The organism is Duganella aceris, assembly GCF_011090165.1.
GTDB classification, from domain to species: Bacteria; Pseudomonadota; Gammaproteobacteria; order Burkholderiales; family Burkholderiaceae_D; genus Rugamonas; species Rugamonas aceris.
The window spans coordinates 23,751-47,042 of sequence record NZ_JAADJT010000003.1; the positions used below are offsets into that span (position 1 = coordinate 23,751).

A 23,292-nucleotide genomic window follows, 5' to 3' on the forward strand; every position below is an offset into this window, starting at 1 on the left:
TATGAATGAGAATTATTCTCAACTCAATATGGTAAATGAGAATCGTTTACATTCAAAGGAAAATTTTATTGAATTGGCATCGAAATGGCGATGCGGGTGCCGGCGGCGAGGCCGGTATCGATCTCGATCCGGCCGTTGAAGGCATACACCCGCTCGCGCATGCCGACGATGCCGATGCCCTGCGACGCCAGCGCCGGATCGAAGCCGGCGCCATTGTCGGCGATGAGCATGTGCAGTCCCGCCTCGTCCAGCGACAGCGTCACCGACGCCTGTGTGGCGCGGGCGTGCTTGACGATGTTGGACAAAGCCTCCTGCATGATGCGGTAGGCGGAAATGCCGATGCCACTCTCCAGCCGCGAGAAATCGCCGCCGGCCTGGAAGGTGAAACGACAGCCGGAGCGCGCGCTGTCGTAGTGGCGCACGATCTCCTCCACCGCGCCGTCCAGTCCCAGCATGTCCAGCACCTCGGGACGCAGGCGCCGCACCAGCGAGCGGCCGCTGTTGTAGAGGCCCAGCGTCAGCTTGATGATGGACTGCGCCTTGTCGCGGATTTCGCCCTCGCCCGCCAGGTCGGCGATGCGCTGCGCCTCCAGCCGCGCCGCGATCAGCGTCGCGTTCAGCTCATCGTGGATCTCCAGCGCGATGCTCTTGCGCTCATCCTCCACCACCGTGTTGACCTTGCGGATCAGGCGCCGCTTCTCCGCGTCGGCCTCGCGCAGCGCCCGCATCGACGCTTGCAGCGATCCATCCAGGCCCTTGGCCAGCTGCCACGCCAGCAGTACGCAGGCCAGCAGGCCCAGACTGCCGACCAGCAGCTCGACGTAAAAACGCCTGGTCTGCTTGAGCAGCATCGCCGACGGCGACATCGTCACCCGCACAAAGCCCATGGTCTCCACCGTGAGGCCGCTGCGCTGGTCCTTCACATAGGGCTTGCCGTCGGCGCCCAGCATGTTCACCCACATCAGGCGCTTGACGATGGGCGCCTCGTAGGCGCGCGGCTCAGGTTCGCCCGAGCCGCGCGCCGCCGCGTGCACCAGCTCGCGCCGCTGCGCATCCAGCACTTCGATGCGGTAGATGCTGGCGTCCGACTTCAGCAAGCCGTTGATGGTCAGCTTCAAATCGTCGTAGCGGCCGGCCAGCAGGCTGAATTCGCTGCTGTCGGCCAGCACCTTGGCCACCAATGGGCCGCGCTCCGCCATCTCGTCGCGCACTTCCGACAAGCGCGATTGATGGGCGTACCAGATGAAGGTGCAGAACATATAGGCCAGCGGGATGGCGGTCATCGCCATCAGCCGCGAACGCACGCTCCAGCGGCGCCAGAAGTCGAACCGCATCAGGGTTCGATCAGGCCGTGCTTGACCGCCAGCCGCGTGATGTAAGCCGGCCGGTGCACACCGAGTTTCTCTTTCACGGACTGGCTGATATTGCTGATGGTTTTAGTCGAGACGTCGAGCTTCTCGGCGATCTCCGCGTTGGTCAGGCCTTCGGCCATCAGCGTGAAGATCTCCAGCGCGCGCTCGTCCAGCTGCGATTGCGGCGAGGCGTCGCCGCGCACCGACAGGTTGGCCAGCCGCTCGGCGATGTGCGGCAGGAAGTACAACTCGCCTTCGTGTGCGCGCCGCACCGCCGCCGCCAGATCGGCGGGGTCGCAGTCCTTGGTCATGAAGGCGCGGCCGCCGAGACGGTAGGTCTCCTTGATCAAACTATCCTGATCGAACTGACTGAGGAAGACGATGGCCGCCGCCGGCGTCTGCGCCAGGATCTGCTTGGCCACATCGAGGCCGGTCAGCTGCTCGCCGAAGCGGATGTCGAGCACGATCACGTCCGGCTGCAACTGCCGGAACTGCGCCAGCGCATCCTCGGGCGTGCGCGCCTGCGCCACCACGTCCAGCCCCTGCCCTTGCAGCGACATCGCGAACCCCGTCATCACGATCGGATGATCGTCCGCCAGCATGACGCGTATCTTCATTTGCCACCTCCAAGAATATTAATTACCAGATGGTGGAAGCATAACACACCCTGCAAGCGCAAAATATTCCAATGAATTCCTTTTATTTTGCCACTTCATGGAATAGTATACTTCCAACACATAGCAGTTTTGATCACCACCAAGGGGAAACCATGAACTTCAAACAAGGCAAAAAGAAGAACCTGACCGGCATCACCGTGGTCGCCGCGCTCCATGTGGCGCTGCTGGCCGCCTTCCTGCACGGATCCAAGCTCACGGTATTCAAGCAGGCGCCGACGGAGATCGACCTGGTGCCCTACGTGGAGCCGCCCAAGCCCAAGCTGCGCGAACCCGAGCTGCCGGAACCAGCTCCGAAAGACCCGCCCGTGCTTCAGGTGCCGATGCCGCCCACCCCCATCCCCGTCAACGACGAACCCCGGCCGACCGCGCAGCCGATGCCGGACCAGGCGGTGGCGCCGCCGTCAGGCACCGGCGGCGCCGGCACCGCCAGCGCCGGCGAAAAAACCCAGGTCAAGGCGCCGCCGGTGCACATCGCGGCGGTGGTCGACGCCAAGGCCTGCGCCAAGCCGGAATATCCGAAGACCGCGCTGCGCAACGGCGATACGGGCGTGGTGACGCTGGCCCTGCTGATCGGGACCGATGGCCGGGTGGCCGAATCGAAGGTGGAAAAGTCGAGCGGATTCCGCGAACTGGATCGCGCCGCGCAGGTCGGACTGGGGCTGTGCAAATTCAAACCGGGCACGCTGGACGGCGCGCCCTACCAGTCCTGGACCCGGATGCAGTATGTGTGGAGCCTGGACGACTAAGCCGGCATGGGCTTGACGCCGACCAGATTGATCAGCGTCTCTTCGCGCACCGCCGGCGGCTTGATGCGCAGCGCGGTTTCCATCAGGCCCAGATCCTCGCGGCTCCACCACAGGAAGGGATAGGAGACCGCGCTGTCCGGCACCGAGAAGCCGGCGGCGCGCACCATCGCCAGGTATTCCGGCGCGGTCTTCTGCACATCCATCGGATGACGGAACAGCAGCCGGATCACCCACGAATGGATGTAGCGCCGGGTCGATTCGGCGAACAGCAGCACCCCGCCCGGCTTCAGCACGCGGTAGAACTCCCGGATCGCCCGTTCCTGGTCGATCAGGTGGTGGAAGGTCTGATGGCAGAACAGCAGGTCGACCGAGTTATCCTCCAGCTTGATGTTGGAGCTGGAGCAGCAGATGAACTCCGCCTTGATGTTCAGCGCCGCGACCTCCTTGGCCGACTCCTGCAGCATCTCCGGATCGATGTCCATGCCAATCAGACGTTGCGGCGCGAAGCGCTGGTGCAGCTTGCCCAGCGAGCGGCCGAAGCCGCAGCCCACGTCCGCCACCACGCCGAAACTGCGCGGCTGCCCCGCCGGCATCAGGCGTTCCAGATCCTGCAAGGCGCGCTCCAGCACATGCACGGTCCAGGTCTCGGTCCGCAAGAACCATTTGCCGAACGCCGTCTCCGGCACGTGGGGATCGGTGGACGGCTGCATCAAATCCAAATTCGCGCTCATAAGCCCTTCGTCTGCTCAAGTTGATAAATCACGTACAATGACGGACCCTCTTCATTTGTCCAGCCCGTGTCAGTTCTTCGTTCCCGCCTGCTGTTTTCCACCCTGTTACTTCTGTCGTGCGCGAGCGCCTCGGGCCAGGGCGAACCCGCGCCGCCGCCGGTGCGCTTTCTGCTGACCTTCGACGACGGCCCGGCCGCCGCCGACAGCGACAACCCGACCGTGCGCGTGCTCGAAACGCTGGCCCACAATCCCTACCAGGACAACATCAAGGCCGTGTTCTTCACCCAGACCCGCGCCTGGCACGGCGGCGGCACCGACACCGGCCGCGCGCTGATCCGCCGCGAACACGCCGAGGGCCACGTGGTCGCGCTGCACTCCGCGACCTGGTTCCATTCCAACCACCGTTTCATGAGCCGCGCGACGCTGGACGAGACCATGCAGCGCGGCGTCGACGACCTGGTGGCCGAAACCGGCGTCGCGCCCAAGCTGGTGCGCCCGCCGTTCTGGGCTTACGACGCCGAGACGCTGGACTCCTACCGCCAGCACGGCATGCAAATGCTGCTGACCGACCTGAACGCCAACGACGGCAAGATCTACGGCATCAACTTCAGCTGGCACAAGCGCTCCAACATGCTGACCCACCTGGCCGAGACACGCAAACGCTGGGCCGCCGGCGCCATGCCGGTGGTCGACGGCAGCACGCCGATCGTGGTCACCTTCCACGACGTGAACACCTACACCTCGCGCCACATCGAGGAGTACATGGGCATCCTGCTCGACGTCGCGCGCGAACTGGACGTGCCGCTCGCCGCCAAGCCGTTCTACGACGACCGCGAAGAACTGGAGCGCGCCGCGCTGGCCAGCACCGTCAACAGCGCCGACGCCAAGCCGCAGCTGCCCGGCTTATGGAACTGGCTGTGGCAATGATCACGACGGCAGCGTAACGACCTCGATCTGCGGCGGCCGCACCAGCGGCGATTCGCTGCACACCACCACCGACAACTCCGTATGCGCCACCACGGCGCAAAGTCCGGTCGCCGCCTCGCCCAGCTTGAACCGCGCTTCCTTCTCGCTCCACATCCGATAGAAGCCGTCGACGCGCTCCTCATCGGGCAGGTTCTGCATCCGCACCCACTGCGCCATCTCCGCCGCGTCGAAAGCCTGCTCCGCCAAGGCCGCCAGATCGCGCCCCGGATCGCGCATCTCGATATCCAACCCGAGCGCGGTCTGCGCGCTGGTGGCGCAGGCGACCCAACGGCCGCTGTGCGCGATGCTGAAACCGGGCGGCGCGCCCTTCAACACCGGCGCCACCAGGCGCGGCGCCTTGCCGACCTGTTCCTCCAGCCGCACATCCTGCGGCGTCACGCCAAGCAAGCGCCCCAGCGCCATGCGCAGCAGCACGCGGCCGACCACGAACTGGCGCTGGCGCTGCGCGCGCACGAAACGCTGATAACGCGCCATCTCGCTCGGCAACAACCAGCCGCGATAGCGCAGCAGATCCGCATCCGACACGGCATCCGCATCCACCATCCAAAGCGAAACAGCGGCGCTCATCTTACTGTGCGATCTTGACGAAGTCGGCCTTCAGCGCGACGCCAGCCATGATCGCGCCGTCGGCGCATTCGAACTCGGTCTGGCTGGCCATCTCGACGTCCTTGAAATTGCTGACGATGTTGATCACCGCGTTGGCGCCGACTTCCTGCGCGCGCTTTTGCAAAGCCAGCATCGCCGACAGGAACACCCAGTTGCAGGCCTTTTCCGCCGACTTGCCGAAGCCGTTGGTGCGCTGGCTGGTCTTGTCGCTGGTGATCTTGGTGAGGACTTTCGGCGTCGGCTGGTCGGCGAAGTAGAACTTGACCGAATCGCCCAGGCGCGATTGCGCGTCGTTGGCCGCCATCGCGGCGGCGATCGGCAGCTTCAACATGGTATCGGCCGCCGATGCGGAGAACGAAGTCAGCGAAACAGCCAGCAGTGCGGCGACAGAAATCATCTTCTTCATTTTTGTGTCTTCCTTATTTGACGTACCGTTTAAAAATCAGTGACGTATTGATGCCGCCGAAGGCGAAGTTATTCGACATCACATACTCGCATTGCAGCGCGCGGCCTTCGCCGGCGATGTAGTCTAGCGGAGCGCACTCCGGATCGACTTGTTCCAGATTAATCGTCGGCGCGAACCAGCCCTCGCGCATCATCTCGATGCTGATCCACGCCTCCAGCGCGCCGCACGCGCCCAGCGTGTGGCCCATATAGCTTTTCAATGAACTGATCGGCGTGTCGCCGCCGAACACCGCCAGCGTCGCCTGCGATTCGGCGATGTCGCCCTGCTGCGTGCCGGTGCCGTGCGCGTTGACGTAGCCGATGTCCGATGGCTGCAAGCCGGCGTCCCGCAAGGCCAGCTGCATCGCCGTCTGCATGGTCGCGGCGTTCGGCTGGGTGACGTGGCAACCGTCGCTGTTGGTGCCGAAGCCCACCAGCTCGGCGTGGATCACCGCGCCGCGCGCCAGCGCGTGCTCCATATCCTCCAGGATCAGGCAACCGGCGCCCTCGCCGATCACCAGACCGTCGCGGCCGGCGTCGAACGGGCGCGGCGTGGTGTGGCCGGCGTCGTTGCGGGTGCTGGTGGCGAACAGCGTGTCGAACACCGCCGCTTCGGTGGCGCACAATTCCTCGGCGCCGCCGGCCACCATCGCGGTCTGCTTGCCGGCGCGGATCGCCTCGTAGGCGTAGCCTATGCCCTGGCTGCCGGAGGTGCAGGCGCTGGAGGTGGTGATCACGCGCCCGGTCAGGCCGAAGAACACGCCGATGTTGACCGGCGCGGTGTGCGCCATCATCTTGATGTAGGTGGTGGCGTTGATGCCCTTGGTGGTGCGCTCCTCCATCATGCGGCCGAAATCGCCGATGGCGCTCGGCGTGCCCGCCGACGAACCGAAGGACACGCCCATGTCGCCGCTCTTGACCAGCGGATGGTCCAGCAGCCCGGCGTCGGCCAGCGCCAGCTCGGTGGCGCGGGTGGCCATCAGCGCGACCCGGCCCATGCTGCGGATCGCCTTGCGGTTGTAACGTTCGTTCAATTCGAATGGTGCGGCCGGCGCGCCCAGGCGCGTGTTCAGGCCATCGTAATCGTCCCAGTCATGCATATGCACGATGGCGTTGCGGTACTGGCCGAGGCGCTCGCGGATCGCGGCCCAGTCGTTGCCGATCGGGCTGATGCCGGCCATGCCGGTGACGGCGACGCGGCGGCTCATGCCAGGCCTCCATTGACGGAGATGACCTGGCGCGTGATGTAGCCGGCCTCCTCGCCGATCAGGAAGCTGACGGCGGCCGCCACCTCCTCCGGCTTGCCGACGCGGCGCGCCGGGATCATCTTCAGCGCTTCCTCCATCGGCACCTCGCTGGTCATGTCGGTCTCGATCAATCCAGGCGCCACGCAGTTGACAGTGATCGCGCGCTTGGCCAGCTCCAGCGCCAGCGCCTTGGTGGCGCCGATGATGCCGGCCTTGGCCGCGCTATAGTTCACCTGTCCGCGATTGCCGATCAGGCCAGAGACCGACGCCAGCGTGACGATGCGGCCCGGTTTGCGGCGCTGGACCAACGGCATCACCAGCGGATTGAGCACGTTGTAGAAACCGTCCAGGTTTGTTTGCAGCACGATGTCCCAGTCCTCGCCGGACATCGCCGGGAAAGCGTTATCGCGCGCCACACCGGCGTTGCACACCACGCCGTAGTAGCAGCCGTGCGCCTCGATGTCCGCCTCCAGCGCGGCGGCGGTGGCGGCGCGGTCGGCGATATCGAACTGCAGCACGCGCGCGGCGCGGCCCATGGCTTCGATCTCGCGCGCCACGGCGTCGGCCTCGTCGCGCTGGCTGCGGCAATGCAGCACCACGTCGTAACCGTCGCGCCCCAGCCGCAGCGCGATCGCCTTGCCGATGCCGCGCGACGACCCCGTCACCAGCACGCTCATGGACTTATTCTGGTTCATCCTGCGTTTCCATCTTTGAGAAATTGATTGACATTATCCGGCTGGAATACCGTCACCGTGGCGGTGGCGGCGTGCGCCAGACCACCCACGATGTCGATGCGGCACTCGAAGGCGCCCAGGCCGTTCTCGGCCTGCAGCACGCGGTGCACATGCACGCGCAGCACATTGCCCGGCGCGAAGTGCGACACCTTCGCATCATACTTGCGCGAACCGAGCAGGAAGCCGACCTTGACTTCCTGTCCGCGCTCCAGCGCCAGCCAGCCGGCGTGCGCGGCGATCGCCTGCGCCATGTATTCGATGCCGACCCACGCGCCCACGCCTTCTTCGCCGGCCAGCATGCTGCCCGCGTGGATGCGCACTTCGGCGCACAGGTTGTCGGCATCGGCGCTGACGGCACGGTCGAGCAACACCATCTGCCCGGAGTGCGGCACCAGCGCGCGGATATCGGGCATGGTCATCATCATGACGACCTCCCCAGCACCAGCGCGGCATTGGAACCGCCGAACGCAAACGAGGCGCTCAGCACGAGGCGCAGCGGACGGCCCAGCGATGCGCCGACCGGCGCCAGGTTCAATGCCGGCAACGCCGGATCGGCGGCGCTGTCCCACAGGTGCGGCGGCAGCCTGCCTTCCGGGTTATCGTCCTGCATCGCACTCCAGCACAGCGCCGCTTCGATCGCGGCCGCCGCACCCAGCGCATGGCCGGTGAACGGCTTGGTCGAGCTGACCGGCGTGGCGAGGCCGAACAGGTCCTCGATCACGCGCGATTCCATCGCATCGTTCTGCGGCGTCGCCGTGCCGTGCATATTGACGTAGTCGATGCGCGCCGCGTCGATGCCGGCGCGTTGCAGCGCCTGCGTCATCGCCAGCCGCGCGCCGCCGCCGGCCGGATCCGGCGCCGACATGTGATGGCCGTCGGACGATTCGCCCCAGCCCAGCAGCGCCACCGGCGCGCGCTCGGCGCTCATCAGGAACAACGCCGCGCCCTCGCCGATGTTGATGCCCTTGCGGTTGACGCTCATCGGATTGCACTGTGCCGCGCTGACCGATTCCAGCGCGGCGAAACCGGCCACGGTGAAGGTGCACAGCGAATCGACGCCACCGCTGATCACCGCGTCGCACAAACCCATGTTGATCATCCGCGCCGCGCTGGCCATGGCCTTGGCGCTCGACGAACAGGCGCTGGAATGCACATAGGCCGGGCCGGTGAGACCGAGCTCCCGCGCCAGCATGTCGGCCGGCGAACCCATTTCCTGCACCGCGTAATGGAAATCGGCAGGCAGCGCACCGAGTTCCGCGTGGCGGCCGATGGCGGTCTCGGTCTCGCCGATGCCGGAGGTGCTGGTGCCGAGCACCACGCCCACGCGGTCCGCGCCGTGGCGTGCGATGGCGGCTTCCACCGCCGGACGTATCTGCGCCAGCGCCGCCAGCGCCAGCGCGTTGTTGCGGCTGCGCTGATGCGGCGGCAGGTGCGCCATCGACGGCAGTTCGCCGCGCACGCAGCCCAGCGGCAGCTCGCGGCCCGGCGACCAGCGGCCGGTCGCGGCCACGCCGGTGCGGCCGGCGTACAGGTGCGACATCACCTGCACGTGGCCATCGCCAAGCGCACAGATGATGCCGCAATCGTTCAGGTAAATAGTCATTCAGGTCTCAGGTGCGAACTGTATCGTCAGCTTATAGTGATATCGCAGGTTCTCCAATACCACGGTGCCGCTCCAGCGGGGCGTGCCGCTGTAAACTATCTCCATGATAGGCTCATCGGCGAGGTACAGGGTGCGCTTCAGGCCTTGCTCGGCCACGCGCCAGCCGGCGGGCAGCGCGGCGGCGATCGCCTCGGCCGGCCACAGCGTCAGCTGCATGTCCTCCAGCACATCCTCGGCGCGCACCTGCGACGGCAGCATCACGTGGCGCCACGAGGTCAGTTCCTTGCCGTCGTAGCGCATGGTCAGCACGCGCTGGCCGAAGGCCAGGCCTACCACATCGATCGCTTCCGGCTCCACCTGCAAGGCGACGTCCATGTCGTCGGTGCGGCCGTTGCGCTCGACCTTCAAGTGCTGCTGCACGCTGATCGACGTGCCCAGCGCCGCCGGCGCCAGCTTCAGGCCGAGGCGCGCCTGCGGCGGCGGGGCCACGCTGGCGCAGGCGCCCAGCATCAGCGCCAGCGCGACCGTCAACGCGACCGCGACGACGGCACGCGCGCCACGCCACGTCAAGCCGGCGTGCATAACGCCTCCAGCGCAGCCAGACGGCGCGGCGTCTCCTTGACGAACGGGTTGCTCAAGTCCCAGGCATAGCCGGCCAGGATCGCCGCGATCATGCGCTTGATCTCAGGCTGCTGGTTCTCGTGGAAGATGATCTTCTGGAAGCCGCCGGCGTACCACGACTCGACGAAGGCGCGGAAGGTGTCCACGCCCTTGCGCAGCGGCGCGCCGTAATCCGCCTGCCAGTCGACCGTCTCGCCGGCGAACTGACGCCGCAGCGCCTCGGTGGCCAGGCTGGCGGACTTGAAGGCGATGGTCACGCCGGACGAGAAAACCGGGTCAAGGAATTCGCCCGCGTTGCCTAGCAGCGCGTAGCCCTCGCCCCACAATTTCTCCACGTTGGCCGAGTAACCGACGATCTGCCGCGCCGGCGTATCCCATTTGGCGTCGGCCAGCAGCGCCTGCAGCGACGGTTCTTCCGCCACAATGGCTTGCAGCCGCTCGGTGGCGCTGCCCTGATAGCGGTCGAGGAAGCTGGTCTCCGCCACCACGCCCAGCGAACAGCGGCCGGCGGCGAACGGAATGGTCCAGAACCAGACGTCGCAATGCTTTGGGTGTACGGTGACGCGGATCTTGTTGCGATCGAAGCCGCCGCGTATGCCATCCTCGATGTGGGTGAAGATCGCGCCGCGCACCGGGAAGTTGGACGGCGTTTCCAGCTTCAGGAGACGCGGCAGGATGCGGCCGAAACCGCTGGCGTCCAGAATAAAGCCGGCGTCGACTTGATACTGGCCGCCGTCGGCATCCTTGACTGTGACGCGCGCGCCGCCGTTGGCGCCCTGCCCCAGTTCGATGTTCAGCACCTCATGCCGATAGCGCACCTCGGCGCCGAAGCGCTCCGCTTCCTTGGCCAGGATGTGATCGAAGGTGGCGCGCTGCACCTGGTAGGTGGTGCCCCAGCCGTCCGAGTGCTTGTCGCGGAAATCGAAATCGGTGTAGCGGCCGTCGTGCATGAAGGCGGCGCCGTTCTTGAATTGGAAGCCCGCCTCCACCACGGCGCGCAGCATGCCGGCCTTTTCCAGATACTCCATACTTTGCGGCAGCAGGCTTTCGCCAATGGAGAAACGCGGGAATTCCTCGCGCTCGATGACCAGCACCTGCCTGCCTTGCTGGCGCAGCAGCGCGGCCGCGACCGACCCGGCAGGGCCGGCGCCGACGATCAGGATTTCTGCGGTGTCGATATTCATTGCATGCTTTCTTTGGTGGAGCCGAAACAGGGAACAATCAGCCAGACCAGCGCGGTCCCCAGCAGCATCGTCAGGCCGAAAGCCTGCAACGCCGGGGTGGAACTCAGGCCCAGCAAACCAAAGGACAAAATCGTATTCGCCGCCGACATGCCGACCGCCAGCCAAGGCGTGTGGTCACGCCGGTCCGGGTGCTCCTGCATGAAGATGCCGTAGTCGACGCCGACGCCCAGCAGCAGCATCAACGCCAGCACATGGAACAGTTGCAGGTTCTGCGACGCGAAGCCCAGCAAGGCCAGAGTGGCGATGCTGGCCAGCGCGGTCGGCGCCAGCACGCGCCAGGTGCGGCCGCGATAGCGCGGGAACAGCAGCGCGAACACCACCACGTACGCGCCCAGCACCACCCAGCTCATATAGGCGCGGTAGCGGCCCAGCACCGACGAGATCTCGGCCACCTTGTCGACCCACTGCACGCCGTCCAGCCCCTCGGCCGCCAACAGCACTTGTGGCACGGCGGCGTTGGACAGGCCGCGCAGCGCGACGATGCTGGCGTACACGCCTTGCGTCTCGCCCAGCCACAGATGGCGCCACGGATCGCTGGCCGGCGTCTTGAGGAAATCGTCCAGCGTCAGCGGCGCTGCGGCGGCCAGCAGGCCGGCGCGGGTGGCGGCGATCCATTGCGCATCCTCGCCGGTCTGGGTGGCGATGCCTTGCAGCGGGCCGCCGTCGGCCAGCAACTTCTGCTCGATCAGCGCGCGGCGTCCGGCCTGCGTCAGCGCCGACGGCACCCAGTTGGACATGGCCTGATAGCCGGTGATGCGCTTGGCGGCGATCAGCGTATCGAGCCGCGCTTTCAGGCCTTCCTCGCGCCGCAGCACCGTCTCGGCGGAATCGCCGCGCACCAGGAAGTACTGCACCGGCGTCGGAGCGTCCAGCAGCTTGCTTAACTTGATCTGGTCGGCGATCAGATGCTTGGGTGGATTTTGCAGCAGGCGGATATCGTCGTTGGCGCCGAGGCGGCTGACGCCATAACCGGCGGCCAGCACGAACACCACGGCGGCGGCCAACGTGGCGCGGTTGAAGCGCAGCAGCGGCCAGCGTTGCAAGGCGGCGCCGTAGACCCGCACCAGCCCTCCGCTCTTCAGCGTGCGGCCGCCGATCAGGGTCGGGAACCAGAACACCACCGTCAGCCAGGCGAACACCAGGCCGAGCGCGGAGAACACCGCCATCTGGCGCAGGCCCGGGAACGGCGTCAGCGCCAAGCCCATGTAGCCGATCACCGCCGCCAGCAAGGTCAGGCCGAGACCGGGCAGCAGGCGCTTGAGCAGCGCCGGCGAATCCAGTATCTCATCGGCGGCCAGGCGGTTGCACAGGAAATAGATGCCGTAGTCCTGCGCCACGCCGATCAGGCTGGCGCCGAACACCAGCGTCATCAAATGGATATGCCCGAACAGCATCCAGCACACCGACAGCGCGCCGAGGCAGCCGATGCCGATCGACAGCAGGATCAGCGAAATCGGCTTGAACGAATGGAACGCGAACCACATCAGCAGGATGATGCCGAGCAGCGAACCGATGCCGATGGTCGACACCTCACCGCTGGCCTGCGCGCTGGCGTTGGCCGCATGCAGGATCACGCCGGCCTGGATCAGCTCCACTTGCGGCGTCGCCTTGCGGGCGGCGTCGCCGGCCTGCTTCAGCAGCGGCAGCACGGTTTCCTGCGCCGTCATCGACAGCGCGGGGACCTTCAACGTCAGCGGCAGCAGCACGTATTGGCGGTCGGCGTCGGCGACGAACAGATGGCCGTCGCGCGGACGCACCGGCGTTTCCTGCGCGCGCTCCTGCACCCAGCCGGAGAACAGGCCGAACGGATCCTCCCGCCACGAGCCGAGCTTCGGCCCGCCGAACGGCGCGTACAGCTTGGCCAGCGCCGCGTCCAGCCAGAATTGCGCCGGCTGGTCGCGCAATTGCGCTTCCTGCTGCGCGGTCAGTAGAATCAAGCGATGTTTCTGGAACAGCGACAACCAGTCGCTCTGCGTCTGCTCGTTGATCGGCGTGGCGTCGAAGACATCCTTGCGCGCGGCCAGCGTGGCGCTGTAGGCGTCGGCGGCACGCTTGGCGCCGTCCCAATCGGCGGCGCCGACCAGCACCACCACCCGCTGCTGCGCCGCGTCGACCATGTGGCTGAACGATTGTTGCAACACCGGGTCGCGCTCCTGCACCGGCAGCAGCGCCATGATGTCGGTGTCCGGCACGATGCGCTTGACCGCCCACAGATAGACGTTATGCCCCAGCAGCAGGCACACCGCCACGAGCCACAGCAGAGCGAGTTGTCGGGTGCGCGTCAAAACAGCGCCGCCTCTTCCTTGGTCATCGCCGCTTCGCCGGACTGGATCGCGGAGAACACGATGGTGGTGCGGTCGCCGCTGGCTTCACTCATGACGATGGATTTGACATAGGAGCCGCCTTCCAGCTTGATGGTGCCGATGGCCTTCTCCAGCGCGGCCTGGCGCGGTTTCAGCGCGACGGTCCAGCCGTTGGCGTCGACCGTGCCGTCGCCTTCGAACAGCGCATCCAGTTGTCCCAGGTCGCCGGCCAGCAGCGAGAACAGCACGTTGTTGATGACGCGGACCGTTGGCTCGGTCTTGGCGTCCAGCCGCATGGCGACGCGGTCGCCCTGGTAGTTGACGATTTCGTCGCGCGTCAGGCGCAGCGTGCTGGGAAAAGGCTTCAGCGTGCGCCACAACACGCCTTTGCCGGCGACGACGCAGAAGCGGCCCTCCGACGCCAGCGGCTTCTTCATGCCCGCCAGCTGCTTGGTCTGGTCGAAGCGGCCGCACATGACGGACGGCTTGGACAGCATGGCCTGGATCTTCGCGGCCGGCACGGCGGCCTGCGCGTGGTTCAACGCGGCCAGCGACAGCGCAGCGATGGCGTAGTTCAGCTTATTCATGTGCGATTCCCAGTTTTTCAAACAACACCGGCGGCGAGACGAAACACATTTCCTTGGTGGCGATATCGACGGCGACCATGGTGGTGCTGGCGCGGTTCAGGCGCTTGCCGGTTTCGGCGTCGGTGATCAGATAATCGATCTTCAAACGGTTTTCCCATTCGACGATGTCGGCGCGCAGCTTGAGCTTCTGGCCGAAGGTGGCCGAGCCGACGTAGCGCAGCTGCATGTCGATCACCGGCCATGCGTAGCCGGATTCCTTCATCTGCGGGTAGTTGTAGCCGATTTTATCCAGCAAGGCGCAGCGCACCACTTCCAGGTACTTGACGTAGCGCCCGTGCCAGACGATCTCCATCGGATCCAGATCGAAGAACTGAACCTGCATCTCGACTTCCGCGAACCAGCGGCTATCCTTTTGCTTACGCATACAGATCCCATGCCTTGGCGCGGATGCGCTCCAGCAGCAGGCGCAGGTCCGACTCCAGGCGGCGGTCTTCCTCGACCGGCTTGATGTCCTTGCCCAGCGCCTCCTGCATCGCCGCCAGCGCGGCTTGCGGTTGCAGCTCCGGGCTGGCCTGGCAGCGCAGCCAAACGCCCTGGCGCACCGTGATCAGCAGCGCGGCGACCACCTGCTCGGTCAGTTCCAGCACGCGCAGGCAGTCGCGCGCGGCGATGGTGCCCATGCTGACCTTGTCCTGGTTGTGGCACTCCGTCGAGCGCGAGAACACCGACGCCGGCATGGTCAGCTTGAGCGCTTCCGCCGTCCACGCCGAGGCGCTGATCTGCAATGCCTTCAGGCCATGGTTGATGGCGGCGCGCGGGCCGGTGGCGCCGGACAGGTTGGCCGGCAGGCCGTGGTTGTAGCGGCTGTCGACCAGCAACGCCATCTGGCGGTCCAGCAGGTCGGCCAGGTTGGCGACGGCGTTCTTCATGCCGTCCATGGCGAAGGCGATGTGGCCGCCGTAGAAATGGCCGCCGTGCAGCACGCGCTCGTTGTCGGCGTCGATCAGCGGATTGTCGTTGGCGCTGTTGAGTTCATTCTCGATCGACTGGCGGAAGAACGGCAGCGCGTCGGCCAGCACGCCGATGACGTGCGGGGCGCAGCGGATCGAGTAGCGGTCCTGCAGGCGCTTGCCGTTGCGTTCCCACTCGTCGGTCGGCAGGTCGCTGCGCAGCCATGCCGCCACCTGCTGCATGCCGGCGTGCGGCTTGGCGGCGAACAGCACTTCGTCGAAGTGGTGCGCGTTGCCGTCCATCGCGAACGAGGCCATCGCCGTGATGCGGGTGGTCAGCCTGGTCAGATAGTCGGCGCGGTCGTAGGCCAGGCAGGCCAGCGCGGTCATGACGGCGGTGCCGTTCATGATCGCCAGGCCTTCCTTCGGCCGCAGGCGCAGCGGCGTGATGCCGGCCTCCTGCAAGGCCTGCGCGGCCGGCAACTGAACGCCGTCGCGCCACACTTCGCGCTCGCCGCACAACACCGCCGCCAGATAGGACAACGGCGTCAGGTCGCCGCTGGCGCCGACCGAGCCTTCGGATGGAATCAGCGGCAGCAGGCCGGCGTCCAGCAGGCGCGTGATCTGCAACAGCAGTTCGACGCTGACGCCGGAATAGCCCTTGCTCAGCGACGCCAGGCGCGAAGCCAGGATGGCGCGCGTCTGCGGCGGCGTGAAGTATTCGCCGAGCCCGACGCCGTGGTAGGTGTACAGATGGTGCGGCAGTTCGGCCACCAGTTCCGGCGGCACGGTGACGGTGCAGGAGTCGCCATAGCCGGTGGTGACGCCGTAGATGGTGCCGTCCTCGCGCAGCAGGCGCTCAAGGAAATCGGCGCCGCGCTGGATGGCGGAGCGGAACGCCGGCTCGTCCGACAGCACGGCCGTGGCGCGGCCTTGCGCGATGTCGACGATGTCCTCGATGCTCAGGCGGTTCTGGTCGAAGCGCACGGTACGCGGGTTATTGAGTTGGGCAATGTCAGCGAGGTGCATCGGAACGTTCCAATTGGGGTGAGTGCCAGAAATCATAAAAGTTAAACCATTGCAGCGGCGCGCGCAAACAGTAGTGCTCCAGCCGCTTGGCGTAGTCGCCGGCCAGCGCGCTGAACGCGGCGTCGCGGCCCTGGCGCGGAATGCGCACCGAGTCGCGGAACGATTCGAAGTACACCGCCGAGCGGCGCCCCTGGCGAATCGAGAACAGCAAATAGACCGGGCATTGCAGGATGCTGGCCAACACATACGGCCCGACCGGAAAGGCAGCCGGCGCGCCGATGAAGTCGGCCATGGCGACGCGCGGATTGTGCGATACAGGCACGCGATCGCCGGCGATGACGACGAACTCGCCGCGCGCCACGCGCTCCGCCAGCACGATGGCGGTGGCCGGCGACATCTCGGTCACCTGCATCAGGTTCAACTGGCTCTCCGGATTCAGCTTGCCCAGCATTTCGTTGAAGGCTTGCGCGTGCTTGGTGTGCACCAGCACCGTCAGTTTGATGTCGTGACGCTGGCGCGACAGCACGCGGCACAGTTCCAGGTTGCCGAGGTGGGCGCAGATCAGCAAGCCGCCGCGCCCCGCCGCCACCGCTTCGCTGATCAGTTCACCGCCGTGCAGGTCGACGCTATCGAGCTTGAACAGGCCGCCCCACAGCAGCATTTTGTCGAGGATGCTCTCGCCGAAGGCGGCGAAGTGGCGCATCACGCCGGGCAGCGCGGTGGAGGTATAGTCGGCCACGCGCTTCAGATAGTCCTGGGAGGCGCGGCGCGGCAGCGGCTTGGTCAGCACGTACCAGCCCAGCACCGGGTACAACACCACGCGGAACGGCCAACGGCCGAACACGCGGCAGATCCAGAACAGCAGCCGCATGCCGGCGACGAAACTGATCTCGTTGATGGAGGCCCAGTGCAGGCCGCGTGCGCTCATTTGGTTTGCCATTTGCGCGCCAGCAGTCGGGGAATACGCGGCAGCATGCCGAAGAACAGGACCGTGTGCATCCACGAAATCAGCACGTTGTCGCGCCAGACGCGGAAGTGCGACACGCCGTCCGATGGATACGAGACGCGGGTCGGCAGGTTGATCACTTGCAGGCCGTCCCAGAACAGCCGGACCAGGATGTCGGTGTCGAAGTTCATGCGCACGCCGATGGCGTGGCGTGCGGCCAGCGCGTTGACCGGCGCCACCGGGTAGACGCGGAAGCCGCACATCGAGTCCTTGATGTCGAACGACAGCGTGTTGATCCAGACCCAGATGTGGGTGGCGTAGCGGCCGTACAGGCGGGCCTTCGGCACCGATTCGTCGTAGATCGGGTGGCCGGCGATGATGGCGTCCGGATGCGCGGCGGATTGGGCGAGGAACTTCGGCACGTCGGCGGTTTCGTGCTGGCCGTCGGCGTCGATTTGCAGCACGTGGGTGTGGCCCAGTTCCGCGGCGCGGCGGAAGCCGGCCAGCACGGCTGCGCCCTTGCCCTGGTTGTGCGGCAGGCGTACCAGCACCACGCGCTCGGCGTGTTCTCGTGCGAGAGCGTCCAGCACGGCGGCGCAGGCGGCGTTGCTGCCGTCGTCGACCAGCAGGCATGGGACGTCGTGGCGCAGCAGGCCGGCCAGCACGGCGCCGATGGCGTGTTCGTGGTTGTAGACCGGGACCACGATGCAAGGCTTAAACATCGGCGGCTCCGAGCATGATGCGGCCGCTGGCGTGCTGGCCGGCTTCGGACACGTAGCGGAAATTCAGGCTGCCTTTGCTGGTGTCGTGCAGCAGTTCCAGTTGCACAGGCATGTCGGGCTGGATCACTTGCTGGAACTTGAGTGCGTTGATGCCTTTGAACTGCGGCGGCAGGCTGAAATACTGGCGGCCGTAGTGGATCGCCCATTCGACTTGCACCACGCCGGGCAGGATCGGGGCGACGTCGAAGTGGCCGTCGAAGTACAGCAGGTTGGCGGGGGCGCTGACTTCGAGCAGCACGCGTTGCGGTTCGCGCTCCATTACCCGGAGTTGCGGGAAGCGTGGGCGGTGCGTGGGCGCGCCCTCTTCGCTGTCCAACAGCGCGAGCAAGGCGGCCAGTGTGGTCTTGCCTTGGGCGTTGACGGGCATCTGGTCGAGGTAGCGCCAGCGGCGCGGCAGTGCGACCGCTTCCACGGTGGTCGCCAGCGCGGTGCGCAGCTTGGCGTTCAGCGCTTGTTTGCCATCCAGGTCCAGCAGGGTGCGGCCTTGCGGCGTCGGCACGATGAAGGCGGCCAGGCGTTGGCGTTCGCCGGCGGCGGGTTCGCACAGGATCACGCGGGCTTCGGCGGCCAGGCCGGTGGCCAGCAGCGCCGCTTCCATGGCGCTGAGCGAGATGCGCTTTTCTTCGATCTTGACGATGCGGTCGCTGCGGCCCAGCAGCAGGAAGCGTTTTTCGCCGCTGCGCGCGGCGCGGTCGGCCAGCGCCAACCAGTTGTCGTCTTCAAGGTGGGGCGAGCGGACTTCGAGGGTGTCGTCGTCTTCGCCGAGGCGCCAGTCGACCGTTGGGAATGGCAGCCAGGAGTCGTCGCCGCAACGGCTGCGCTGGCGCCAGGCGACGCCGCCGGTTTCGGAGCTGCCGTAGACTTCGATCGGGACTTCGCCGAGCATGCCGCCGACCGAGGTTGCGGTTTCCGGCGCGAGCGGGCCGCCGGATGAGAAGACGCTGCGCAGCATGCGCGCGGCGGCGGTCCAGTCCAGGTGGTCGGGCAGGCGTTTGAGGTGGGCGGGGCTGGCGATCAGCACGCAGGGGCCGGCGGCCATGGCGGGGGCCAGTTCTTCGGGATAGGTGATGCTGAGCGCGTGGATCGGGCGGGCGGTGCTGAGCGGCCAGAGGACTTTGAACAGCAGGCCGTAGATGTGCTGGTGCGAGACGGTCGCCAACACGGCGGCATCGCCGGCCGCGCGGCCGAACAGCACGTCGAGCGTTTCGACTTCGCTGGCCAGCTGCGACAGCTTTTTAGGGATGGCCTGCGCTGCACCGGTGCTGCCGGAGGTGAACACCACCAGCGCCGGCATGTCGCCCGAAAGCGCGCCGCCAAAGCCGACCATGGCAGAACGAGCAGCGGAGGCAAGAACAGCGATGCCGGAGGCGATCGCCGCGACAGAGGCGTCGCCAAGGCTCAGCGTAAATGCGGCGGCGTCGGCAAACGGCGACGCGGCGGGGGCAGCGTCAGGCGACAGCGGTTGCTGCGCGGCGGGGAACTGGCCGAGGAAGCCGTCGACCGAGGTGCGCAGCGAGGCGCAGGTGGCTTCGAGCGTGTCGGCGCTGAGCCAGATGGTTTTCCCTGCATGCCACGCGCCCAGCAGCGCCGCGCCGAACTCGATGCTATCGTCCAGATACAAGGCGAAATCGCGCCCCGCCAGCCCGCGCAGCAGCGCGTGCCACGCCTGCACGCGGGCCAGGAACACTTCATTGCAGACGCCCTCGCCCGCGCGCCAGCCGACCAAACCGTCAGCCGGCCGCGCCGCAATGGCCGCATACAAATTCTCGATACGATCAGACATGATGTAAACGCTTAAACCGCAGACGCACCAGATACTCCGCGCCGAACAACACCGCCATCAACAGGTAGGAAATCACCCCCGTGTACAGCGACCACACCGCCTCCGATGCCCACAACGCCGTGCCGAACGCCACCGCGCCATTGAACACAAAGAACCCGCACCAAACCCGCGTCACCGACCGCATATAAGCCTGCGCCACCGGCGGAAAATCCTCGCCGCGCAAACGCGCCATGCGCTCGACCGCCGACACCGGCGTCGTCAGGCTATAAGCGAAGCCCGCCAGCAATGCCAGATTCACCAGCACCGGATACAGCTTGAGCGGCAACAGCAGATTGCTCCAGATGGCGCAAGCCACCAGCACCAACGCCCCGGCCACCGACCAGCGCGCGACGCCGCTCAGCTTCAGCGCCGGCAAGCGCGTGGCGACCGCCAGCAGCAGCAAGCCGGCCAGCCAGCGCGGCTCCACCTGCCCATGTCCGAACCAGATCGCCAGCGGGTACAGCAGCGTCACCGCCGCCGTCAGAACAGTCATCGGCATCGTACTTACGCCGCCTGCTCCGTCATGCCTGCCAGCGCATCGACCACATCGCCGATGGTGCGGATGGTCTTGAACACCTCCGGCTGCAGGCGCTTGCCGGTCAGCTGCTTCAGCTTCACCGCCAGATCGACCGCATCGATGCTATCGATATCCAGATCCGCATACAGATTCGATTCGGCCGTCAGCTCGGCCTTGTCGAGTTCAAACATCTCCGCCAGCAGGTCGACCACCCACACCTGCAGCTGGTCCTTGCTCATTTCATTCAAGTCGATCATGGTGCTGTGTCCTTATTTCTTTCTATGGCTATCGATCATCGCCGCCAGCGCCTGCACGGACGCGAAGTGGCGGCGGGTGTCCTCCGAATCGGCGGACAGCGAGATCCCGTACTTCTTCTGCAACGCCACGCCCAGTTCCAGCGCGTCGATCGAATCGAGACCCAGGCCGTCGACGAACAGCGGCGCCGCGCTGTCGATATTGGCCGGCGTGATGTCCTCCAGCTGGAGCACATCGATGATCAGTTCCTTCACTTCCAGTTCAAGCATGGCTTTGGCACTTCCCGGTAAAATAATTTTGCAAAAAATCCGTCAACTGGCGCGCCGCCATCACCTCGCTGGCGCCGCCTCCCGTAAAGCCTTGTATCGCCAGGTCATCCTGGACGTCGATCCGTATCAGCACCCGGCGCGGCGGCACGCGCCACCACTTCTCGCCCTTGCCCAGCGTGAGCGGATCGCAGCGGATCAGCACCGGCGTCATGTCGCGCGCGCCGCGCACCGCGATGTTGGCCGCGCCGCGCTTCATGCTGATCACGCCGTCGGCGCCGGTGCGCGTCCCCTCCGGGAACACGATCAGGTTGTTGCCCCGTTCCAGCGACGCGATGCAGTCCTTGACCAGCTCCGCGCCGCCCTCGTTGTTGATATAGCCCGCCGCCCGCACCGGCCCGCCGGTGAACGGGTTGTTCCACAAGGCGCCCTTGACGATGCAGTCGGCGTTCTTCACGAACGCCATCAGGAACACCGTGTCGATCAGCGTCGGATGGTTGGCCAGTATCAGCAGGCCGCCCCGCTCCAGCTTGTCCAGCCCGCGTATCTCGTAGTGCAGCACGCCCAGCGCCCGCATCAGATCGACGTAGGCGCGGAAGGCGCGGCGGATCACTTCGCGCGCCAGGACCACGCGGCGTTCCGGCCGCCGCACCATCAGGTTCAGCAAGGGGAACACCACGATCCGCAACGCCAGCCCGCCCACGCCGAACACCACGAAACTCAAGCCGGTTGCGAACACGCGCCAATACAACGACAGGCGCGCCGCCACGGCATCAAGCATCGCGGCTCCAGCGCCAGCGCAGGCGGCCGTCGCAGCGCTCCATCGTCCGCGCGCCGCGCAGATGGAAGGCCGCCACTTCGAGCCCGCCCGGCATGCCGGATACCGGCTTGTCGTCGCAGGCGCTCCAGGCCAGCGCGATGGTATCGGCGTCCGCATCGGCGCCGGCATCGGCGGACGTCATCAGCCACGCCCACGCGTGCGGCTGTTCTTCGCAATCCTCGAAAGGCTTGAACAATTCCGGCAGCGGACAATCGCAGGCCACCAGCAGCACCGACGGCGCGCCGTCGGCCAGCAAGCCGCAGGCCTCGATCACCGCATGCTCGATCGTCGCCGCGCCGGAAGCCAGCGCGATGTGGTTGGCGCGGTCGGCGCGGGCGATGGTCAGCAACCCGGGGATGGCGTTATGCACCGCCATGCCGAAGGCCGTCGGCGACAGCGCTTCGCCGCGCGCAAGGTCGGTCAGCAGATCGACCGCGCGCGCCACGTCGCCGTGCCGCGAACAGAATACCGTGGGGATGTCGCCGCGCCCGTCGAGGCACTGGTAAGCCACTTCCAGCGCCATCTTGCCGAGAAAGCCGGCGCGCCGGCGCAGCATTGCGGGCATGGCCTTGACGCCCGGCTCCTCGCCGGTCCGGATCGCGTACGGCGCCTCGGCCCACGCGGCCCATGCCTCGGGCGTGGTCAGACCCGGCGCCCATTCGGCGTGTCTAGCGATGGAAAAACGGACGCCTTGAGTGCGCATATATGTTGTGATTTAAAAAGGCCAGCCGGCGTACTTTTCAAATTATAAACGACCCGAATTGTATAGCTCCAAATAAATAGACTGGAAGCAACTATTTTATTGATCCAGCTCCAATATTGTGCAATTTACTGCACAGATTCTCTCCAAAAACCACCGTTCTTAGCATAAACCAATAAAAAAGGGCGGCCCGCACAATTGCGGCGCCGCCCTTCGGCCCGGCAGAAGCGGGTCAGCCAATTAGAACACCCACAGCTTGTCGGCCGGCAGCTGCAACCAGTAGCGTCCCGACTCCAGCCGGTACTTGGAATAGGCGCGCAGCGTGGTCTCCGCGCCGGACTCGCTCTTGAACAGGCATTCGAAGCGGTCGCCCAGGTACATGCAGGTCAGCAGCGGCAGTTCGATCGCGTTGTCGGCCGGCGTGGCGCTGATCTTCACCTCCTCGACGCGGATGATGGTCGACGGCTCGGCCCCGCCCGCGCCACGGGCCGTAGCCTGCAGCGTCGCGCCGTTGATGTCCAGCGTGACCTGCGCGCCGTCGCGTCGCATCACCTTGGCCGGCAGGCGGTTGTTACTGCCCATGAACTCGGCGGTGAACAGCGTTTCCGGCGTCTCGTACATGCTTTGCGGCGTGCCTTGCTGTTCGATCTTGCCGTTATTGAGCAGCAGGATGCGGTCCGAGATCGCCATCGCCTCGGCCTGGTCGTGGGTCACCATCAGCGCCGACAGGCCCAGACGCACGATCAACTCGCGCAGGAAGGCGCGCGCCTCCTCGCGCAATTTGGCATCCAGGTTGGACAGCGGTTCGTCCAGCAGAATCACCGGCGGGTTGTAGACCAGCGCGCGGGCGATCGCCACCCGCTGCTGCTGGCCGCCGGACAGCTGGTGCGGATAGCGCTCGGCCAGGTGGCCCAGGCCCAGGTTCTTCAACACGTCCGCGACCTTGTCCTTGATCTCGCTGGCGCCCAGCTTGCGCAGCTTCAGGCCGTAGGCCACGTTGTCGAACACGGTCTTGTGCGGCCACAGGGCGTAGGATTGGAACACCAACCCCAGGTTGCGGTGCTCGGCCGCCATCTCGAAACCCTTGGCGCCGTCGTAGACGTTGCGGTCGCCGATGGCGATGGTGCCGGCTTTCGGGCTTTCCAGTCCGGCCACCGCGCGCAGCAGCGTGGTCTTGCCGCTGCCCGAGGGACCGAGCAACGCCACCACTTCGCCCTTTTGCAGGTGCATCGAGACGCCCTTCAGGATCGGGTTGGCGCTGGCGCCGCTGCCGTAGTCCAGATGCAGCTCGTTGACGGTCAGTTCATTGGTCATGATGTCTCG

General features: G+C 66.1%; 26 protein-coding genes. 2 read left to right on the forward strand and 24 right to left on the reverse strand.

Features of this window, described 5'->3' with window-relative positions; translation table 11 throughout:
- Window positions 1–65: 65 nt before the first annotated feature.
- Window positions 66–1,334 carry a sensor histidine kinase gene (locus GW587_RS07305; protein ID WP_166100554.1) on the reverse strand — a complete coding sequence of 423 codons (1,269 nt, stop codon included), beginning with the start codon at window positions 1,332–1,334 and terminating at the stop codon, window positions 66–68.
- Window positions 1,334–1,969: a response regulator transcription factor gene (locus tag GW587_RS07310; protein WP_166100555.1), complete on the reverse strand. Its 636-nt coding sequence runs from the start codon at window positions 1,967–1,969 to the stop codon at window positions 1,334–1,336. Before GW587_RS07310 ends, GW587_RS07305 begins: the two co-directional genes overlap by 1 nt.
- Window positions 1,970–2,121: 152 nt before the next feature.
- On the opposite strand from GW587_RS07310, the gene GW587_RS07315 reads away from it, so the two are divergent.
- Entirely contained in the window at window positions 2,122–2,775 is a 654-nt protein-coding gene (locus GW587_RS07315) for an energy transducer TonB (RefSeq protein ID WP_166100556.1), read from the forward strand.
- Here the strand turns inward: GW587_RS07315 and GW587_RS07320 are convergent.
- Window positions 2,772–3,506, reverse strand: coding sequence for a class I SAM-dependent methyltransferase (locus GW587_RS07320; protein ID WP_166100557.1), 735 nt, complete (start codon window positions 3,504–3,506; stop codon window positions 2,772–2,774). The two genes, GW587_RS07315 and GW587_RS07320, sit on opposite strands and share 4 nt — an antisense overlap.
- Window positions 3,507–3,572: 66 nt before the next feature.
- Between GW587_RS07320 and GW587_RS07325 the strand changes: the two genes are divergently transcribed.
- A complete protein-coding gene (locus GW587_RS07325) occupies window positions 3,573–4,433 on the forward strand; it encodes a polysaccharide deacetylase family protein (protein ID WP_371875553.1) in 861 nt (286 codons plus the stop codon).
- Here GW587_RS07325 and GW587_RS07330 read toward each other — a convergent pair whose 3' ends face one another.
- The 21 genes from GW587_RS07330 to GW587_RS07430 form a co-directional block, all read right to left on the reverse strand.
- A complete protein-coding gene (locus GW587_RS07330; protein WP_166100558.1) occupies window positions 4,434–5,060 on the reverse strand; it encodes a 4'-phosphopantetheinyl transferase family protein in 627 nt (208 codons plus the stop codon). It abuts the gene before it with no gap.
- 1 nt (window position 5,061) lies between these two features.
- Window positions 5,062–5,505: an excinuclease ATPase subunit gene (locus GW587_RS07335; protein WP_166100559.1), complete on the reverse strand. Its 444-nt coding sequence runs from the start codon at window positions 5,503–5,505 to the stop codon at window positions 5,062–5,064.
- 13 nt (window positions 5,506–5,518) lie between these two features.
- Window positions 5,519–6,751 carry a beta-ketoacyl-ACP synthase gene (locus tag GW587_RS07340; RefSeq protein WP_166100560.1) on the reverse strand — a complete coding sequence of 411 codons (1,233 nt, stop codon included), beginning with the start codon at window positions 6,749–6,751 and terminating at the stop codon, window positions 5,519–5,521.
- Window positions 6,748–7,485 (reverse strand): 3-oxoacyl-ACP reductase FabG, encoded by a 738-nt coding sequence (gene fabG / locus GW587_RS07345; protein WP_166100561.1) that lies wholly within the window; start codon window positions 7,483–7,485, stop codon window positions 6,748–6,750. The genes GW587_RS07340 and fabG overlap by 4 nt, the downstream gene beginning before the upstream one ends.
- Window positions 7,482–7,949 carry a hotdog family protein gene (locus tag GW587_RS07350; RefSeq protein WP_308495376.1) on the reverse strand — a complete coding sequence of 156 codons (468 nt, stop codon included), beginning with the start codon at window positions 7,947–7,949 and terminating at the stop codon, window positions 7,482–7,484. The genes fabG and GW587_RS07350 overlap by 4 nt, the downstream gene beginning before the upstream one ends.
- A complete protein-coding gene (locus GW587_RS07355) occupies window positions 7,946–9,127 on the reverse strand; it encodes a beta-ketoacyl-ACP synthase (RefSeq protein WP_166100562.1) in 1,182 nt (393 codons plus the stop codon). The genes GW587_RS07350 and GW587_RS07355 overlap by 4 nt, the downstream gene beginning before the upstream one ends.
- Window positions 9,128–9,709, reverse strand: a complete 582-nt coding sequence (locus tag GW587_RS07360; protein ID WP_166100563.1) for a DUF3261 domain-containing protein — start codon at window positions 9,707–9,709, stop codon at window positions 9,128–9,130.
- Window positions 9,694–10,932 carry an NAD(P)/FAD-dependent oxidoreductase gene (locus GW587_RS07365; protein ID WP_166100565.1) on the reverse strand — a complete coding sequence of 413 codons (1,239 nt, stop codon included), beginning with the start codon at window positions 10,930–10,932 and terminating at the stop codon, window positions 9,694–9,696. The genes GW587_RS07360 and GW587_RS07365 overlap by 16 nt, the downstream gene beginning before the upstream one ends.
- Window positions 10,929–13,277: an MMPL family transporter gene (locus GW587_RS07370; RefSeq protein WP_166100567.1), complete on the reverse strand. Its 2,349-nt coding sequence runs from the start codon at window positions 13,275–13,277 to the stop codon at window positions 10,929–10,931. The genes GW587_RS07365 and GW587_RS07370 overlap by 4 nt, the downstream gene beginning before the upstream one ends.
- Entirely contained in the window at window positions 13,274–13,882 is a 609-nt protein-coding gene (locus GW587_RS07375; RefSeq protein ID WP_166100568.1) for an outer membrane lipoprotein carrier protein LolA, read from the reverse strand. Before GW587_RS07375 ends, GW587_RS07370 begins: the two co-directional genes overlap by 4 nt.
- Entirely contained in the window at window positions 13,875–14,306 is a 432-nt protein-coding gene (locus tag GW587_RS07380) for an acyl-CoA thioesterase (protein ID WP_166100569.1), read from the reverse strand. Before GW587_RS07380 ends, GW587_RS07375 begins: the two co-directional genes overlap by 8 nt.
- Window positions 14,299–15,861 (reverse strand): HAL/PAL/TAL family ammonia-lyase, encoded by a 1,563-nt coding sequence (locus GW587_RS07385; RefSeq protein ID WP_207393386.1) that lies wholly within the window; start codon window positions 15,859–15,861, stop codon window positions 14,299–14,301. The genes GW587_RS07380 and GW587_RS07385 overlap by 8 nt, the downstream gene beginning before the upstream one ends.
- Window positions 15,848–16,789 (reverse strand): lysophospholipid acyltransferase family protein, encoded by a 942-nt coding sequence (locus GW587_RS07390; RefSeq protein WP_166100572.1) that lies wholly within the window; start codon window positions 16,787–16,789, stop codon window positions 15,848–15,850. Before GW587_RS07390 ends, GW587_RS07385 begins: the two co-directional genes overlap by 14 nt.
- Window positions 16,786–17,529: a glycosyltransferase family 2 protein gene (locus tag GW587_RS07395; protein WP_166100574.1), complete on the reverse strand. Its 744-nt coding sequence runs from the start codon at window positions 17,527–17,529 to the stop codon at window positions 16,786–16,788. The genes GW587_RS07390 and GW587_RS07395 overlap by 4 nt, the downstream gene beginning before the upstream one ends.
- Window positions 17,522–19,372: an ApeI family dehydratase gene (locus tag GW587_RS07400; protein WP_166100575.1), complete on the reverse strand. Its 1,851-nt coding sequence runs from the start codon at window positions 19,370–19,372 to the stop codon at window positions 17,522–17,524. Before GW587_RS07400 ends, GW587_RS07395 begins: the two co-directional genes overlap by 8 nt.
- Window positions 19,365–19,910 (reverse strand): COG4648 family protein, encoded by a 546-nt coding sequence (locus GW587_RS07405; RefSeq protein ID WP_166100577.1) that lies wholly within the window; start codon window positions 19,908–19,910, stop codon window positions 19,365–19,367. The genes GW587_RS07400 and GW587_RS07405 overlap by 8 nt, the downstream gene beginning before the upstream one ends.
- A 5-nt stretch (window positions 19,911–19,915) precedes the next feature.
- On the reverse strand, window positions 19,916–20,185 hold the full coding sequence (locus tag GW587_RS07410; RefSeq protein ID WP_229259347.1) for an acyl carrier protein: 270 nt from the start codon (window positions 20,183–20,185) through the stop codon (window positions 19,916–19,918).
- 12 nt (window positions 20,186–20,197) lie between these two features.
- Window positions 20,198–20,452: a phosphopantetheine-binding protein gene (locus GW587_RS07415; protein ID WP_166100579.1), complete on the reverse strand. Its 255-nt coding sequence runs from the start codon at window positions 20,450–20,452 to the stop codon at window positions 20,198–20,200.
- Entirely contained in the window at window positions 20,445–21,230 is a 786-nt protein-coding gene (locus GW587_RS07420; protein ID WP_166100581.1) for a lysophospholipid acyltransferase family protein, read from the reverse strand. The genes GW587_RS07415 and GW587_RS07420 overlap by 8 nt, the downstream gene beginning before the upstream one ends.
- Complete coding sequence (locus tag GW587_RS07425) at window positions 21,223–21,972, reverse strand: beta-ketoacyl synthase chain length factor (RefSeq protein ID WP_166100583.1); 750 nt, start codon at window positions 21,970–21,972, stop codon at window positions 21,223–21,225. The genes GW587_RS07420 and GW587_RS07425 overlap by 8 nt, the downstream gene beginning before the upstream one ends.
- 237 nt (window positions 21,973–22,209) lie before the next feature.
- Window positions 22,210–23,283 (reverse strand): ABC transporter ATP-binding protein, encoded by a 1,074-nt coding sequence (locus tag GW587_RS07430; RefSeq protein ID WP_166100585.1) that lies wholly within the window; start codon window positions 23,281–23,283, stop codon window positions 22,210–22,212.
- Window positions 23,284–23,292: the final 9 nt, after the last annotated feature.

Bases quoted from the DNA above. Each gene is read 5' to 3' on its own strand.
- GW587_RS07380 (WP_166100569.1), bottom strand. From the start codon at position 14,306: ATGCGTAAGCAAAAGGATAGCCGCTGGTTCGCGGAAGTCGAGATGCAG.
- GW587_RS07315 (WP_166100556.1), top strand. From the start codon at position 2,122: ATGAACTTCAAACAAGGCAAAAAGAAGAACCTGACCGGCATCACCGTG.
- GW587_RS07415 (WP_166100579.1), bottom strand. From the start codon at position 20,452: ATGCTTGAACTGGAAGTGAAGGAACTGATCATCGATGTGCTCCAGCTG.
- GW587_RS07405 (WP_166100577.1), bottom strand. From the start codon at position 19,910: ATGCCGATGACTGTTCTGACGGCGGCGGTGACGCTGCTGTACCCGCTG.
- GW587_RS07400 (WP_166100575.1), bottom strand. From the start codon at position 19,372: ATGTCTGATCGTATCGAGAATTTGTATGCGGCCATTGCGGCGCGGCCG.
- GW587_RS07385 (WP_207393386.1), bottom strand. From the start codon at position 15,861: ATGCACCTCGCTGACATTGCCCAACTCAATAACCCGCGTACCGTGCGC.
- GW587_RS07360 (WP_166100563.1), bottom strand. From the start codon at position 9,709: ATGCACGCCGGCTTGACGTGGCGTGGCGCGCGTGCCGTCGTCGCGGTC.
- GW587_RS07310 (WP_166100555.1), bottom strand. From the start codon at position 1,969: ATGAAGATACGCGTCATGCTGGCGGACGATCATCCGATCGTGATGACG.
- fabG (WP_166100561.1), bottom strand. From the start codon at position 7,485: ATGAACCAGAATAAGTCCATGAGCGTGCTGGTGACGGGGTCGTCGCGC.
- GW587_RS07330 (WP_166100558.1), bottom strand. From the start codon at position 5,060: ATGAGCGCCGCTGTTTCGCTTTGGATGGTGGATGCGGATGCCGTGTCG.
- GW587_RS07320 (WP_166100557.1), bottom strand. From the start codon at position 3,506: ATGAGCGCGAATTTGGATTTGATGCAGCCGTCCACCGATCCCCACGTG.
- GW587_RS07395 (WP_166100574.1), bottom strand. From the start codon at position 17,529: ATGTTTAAGCCTTGCATCGTGGTCCCGGTCTACAACCACGAACACGCC.
- GW587_RS07350 (WP_308495376.1), bottom strand. From the start codon at position 7,949: ATGATGATGACCATGCCCGATATCCGCGCGCTGGTGCCGCACTCCGGG.
- GW587_RS07430 (WP_166100585.1), bottom strand. From the start codon at position 23,283: ATGACCAATGAACTGACCGTCAACGAGCTGCATCTGGACTACGGCAGC.
- GW587_RS07305 (WP_166100554.1), bottom strand. From the start codon at position 1,334: ATGCGGTTCGACTTCTGGCGCCGCTGGAGCGTGCGTTCGCGGCTGATG.
- GW587_RS07340 (WP_166100560.1), bottom strand. From the start codon at position 6,751: ATGAGCCGCCGCGTCGCCGTCACCGGCATGGCCGGCATCAGCCCGATC.
- GW587_RS07355 (WP_166100562.1), bottom strand. From the start codon at position 9,127: ATGACTATTTACCTGAACGATTGCGGCATCATCTGTGCGCTTGGCGAT.
- GW587_RS07375 (WP_166100568.1), bottom strand. From the start codon at position 13,882: ATGAATAAGCTGAACTACGCCATCGCTGCGCTGTCGCTGGCCGCGTTG.
- GW587_RS07365 (WP_166100565.1), bottom strand. From the start codon at position 10,932: ATGAATATCGACACCGCAGAAATCCTGATCGTCGGCGCCGGCCCTGCC.
- GW587_RS07425 (WP_166100583.1), bottom strand. From the start codon at position 21,972: ATGCGCACTCAAGGCGTCCGTTTTTCCATCGCTAGACACGCCGAATGG.
- GW587_RS07410 (WP_229259347.1), bottom strand. From the start codon at position 20,185: ATGATCGACTTGAATGAAATGAGCAAGGACCAGCTGCAGGTGTGGGTG.
- GW587_RS07420 (WP_166100581.1), bottom strand. From the start codon at position 21,230: ATGCTTGATGCCGTGGCGGCGCGCCTGTCGTTGTATTGGCGCGTGTTC.
- GW587_RS07390 (WP_166100572.1), bottom strand. From the start codon at position 16,789: ATGAGCGCACGCGGCCTGCACTGGGCCTCCATCAACGAGATCAGTTTC.
- GW587_RS07335 (WP_166100559.1), bottom strand. From the start codon at position 5,505: ATGAAGAAGATGATTTCTGTCGCCGCACTGCTGGCTGTTTCGCTGACT.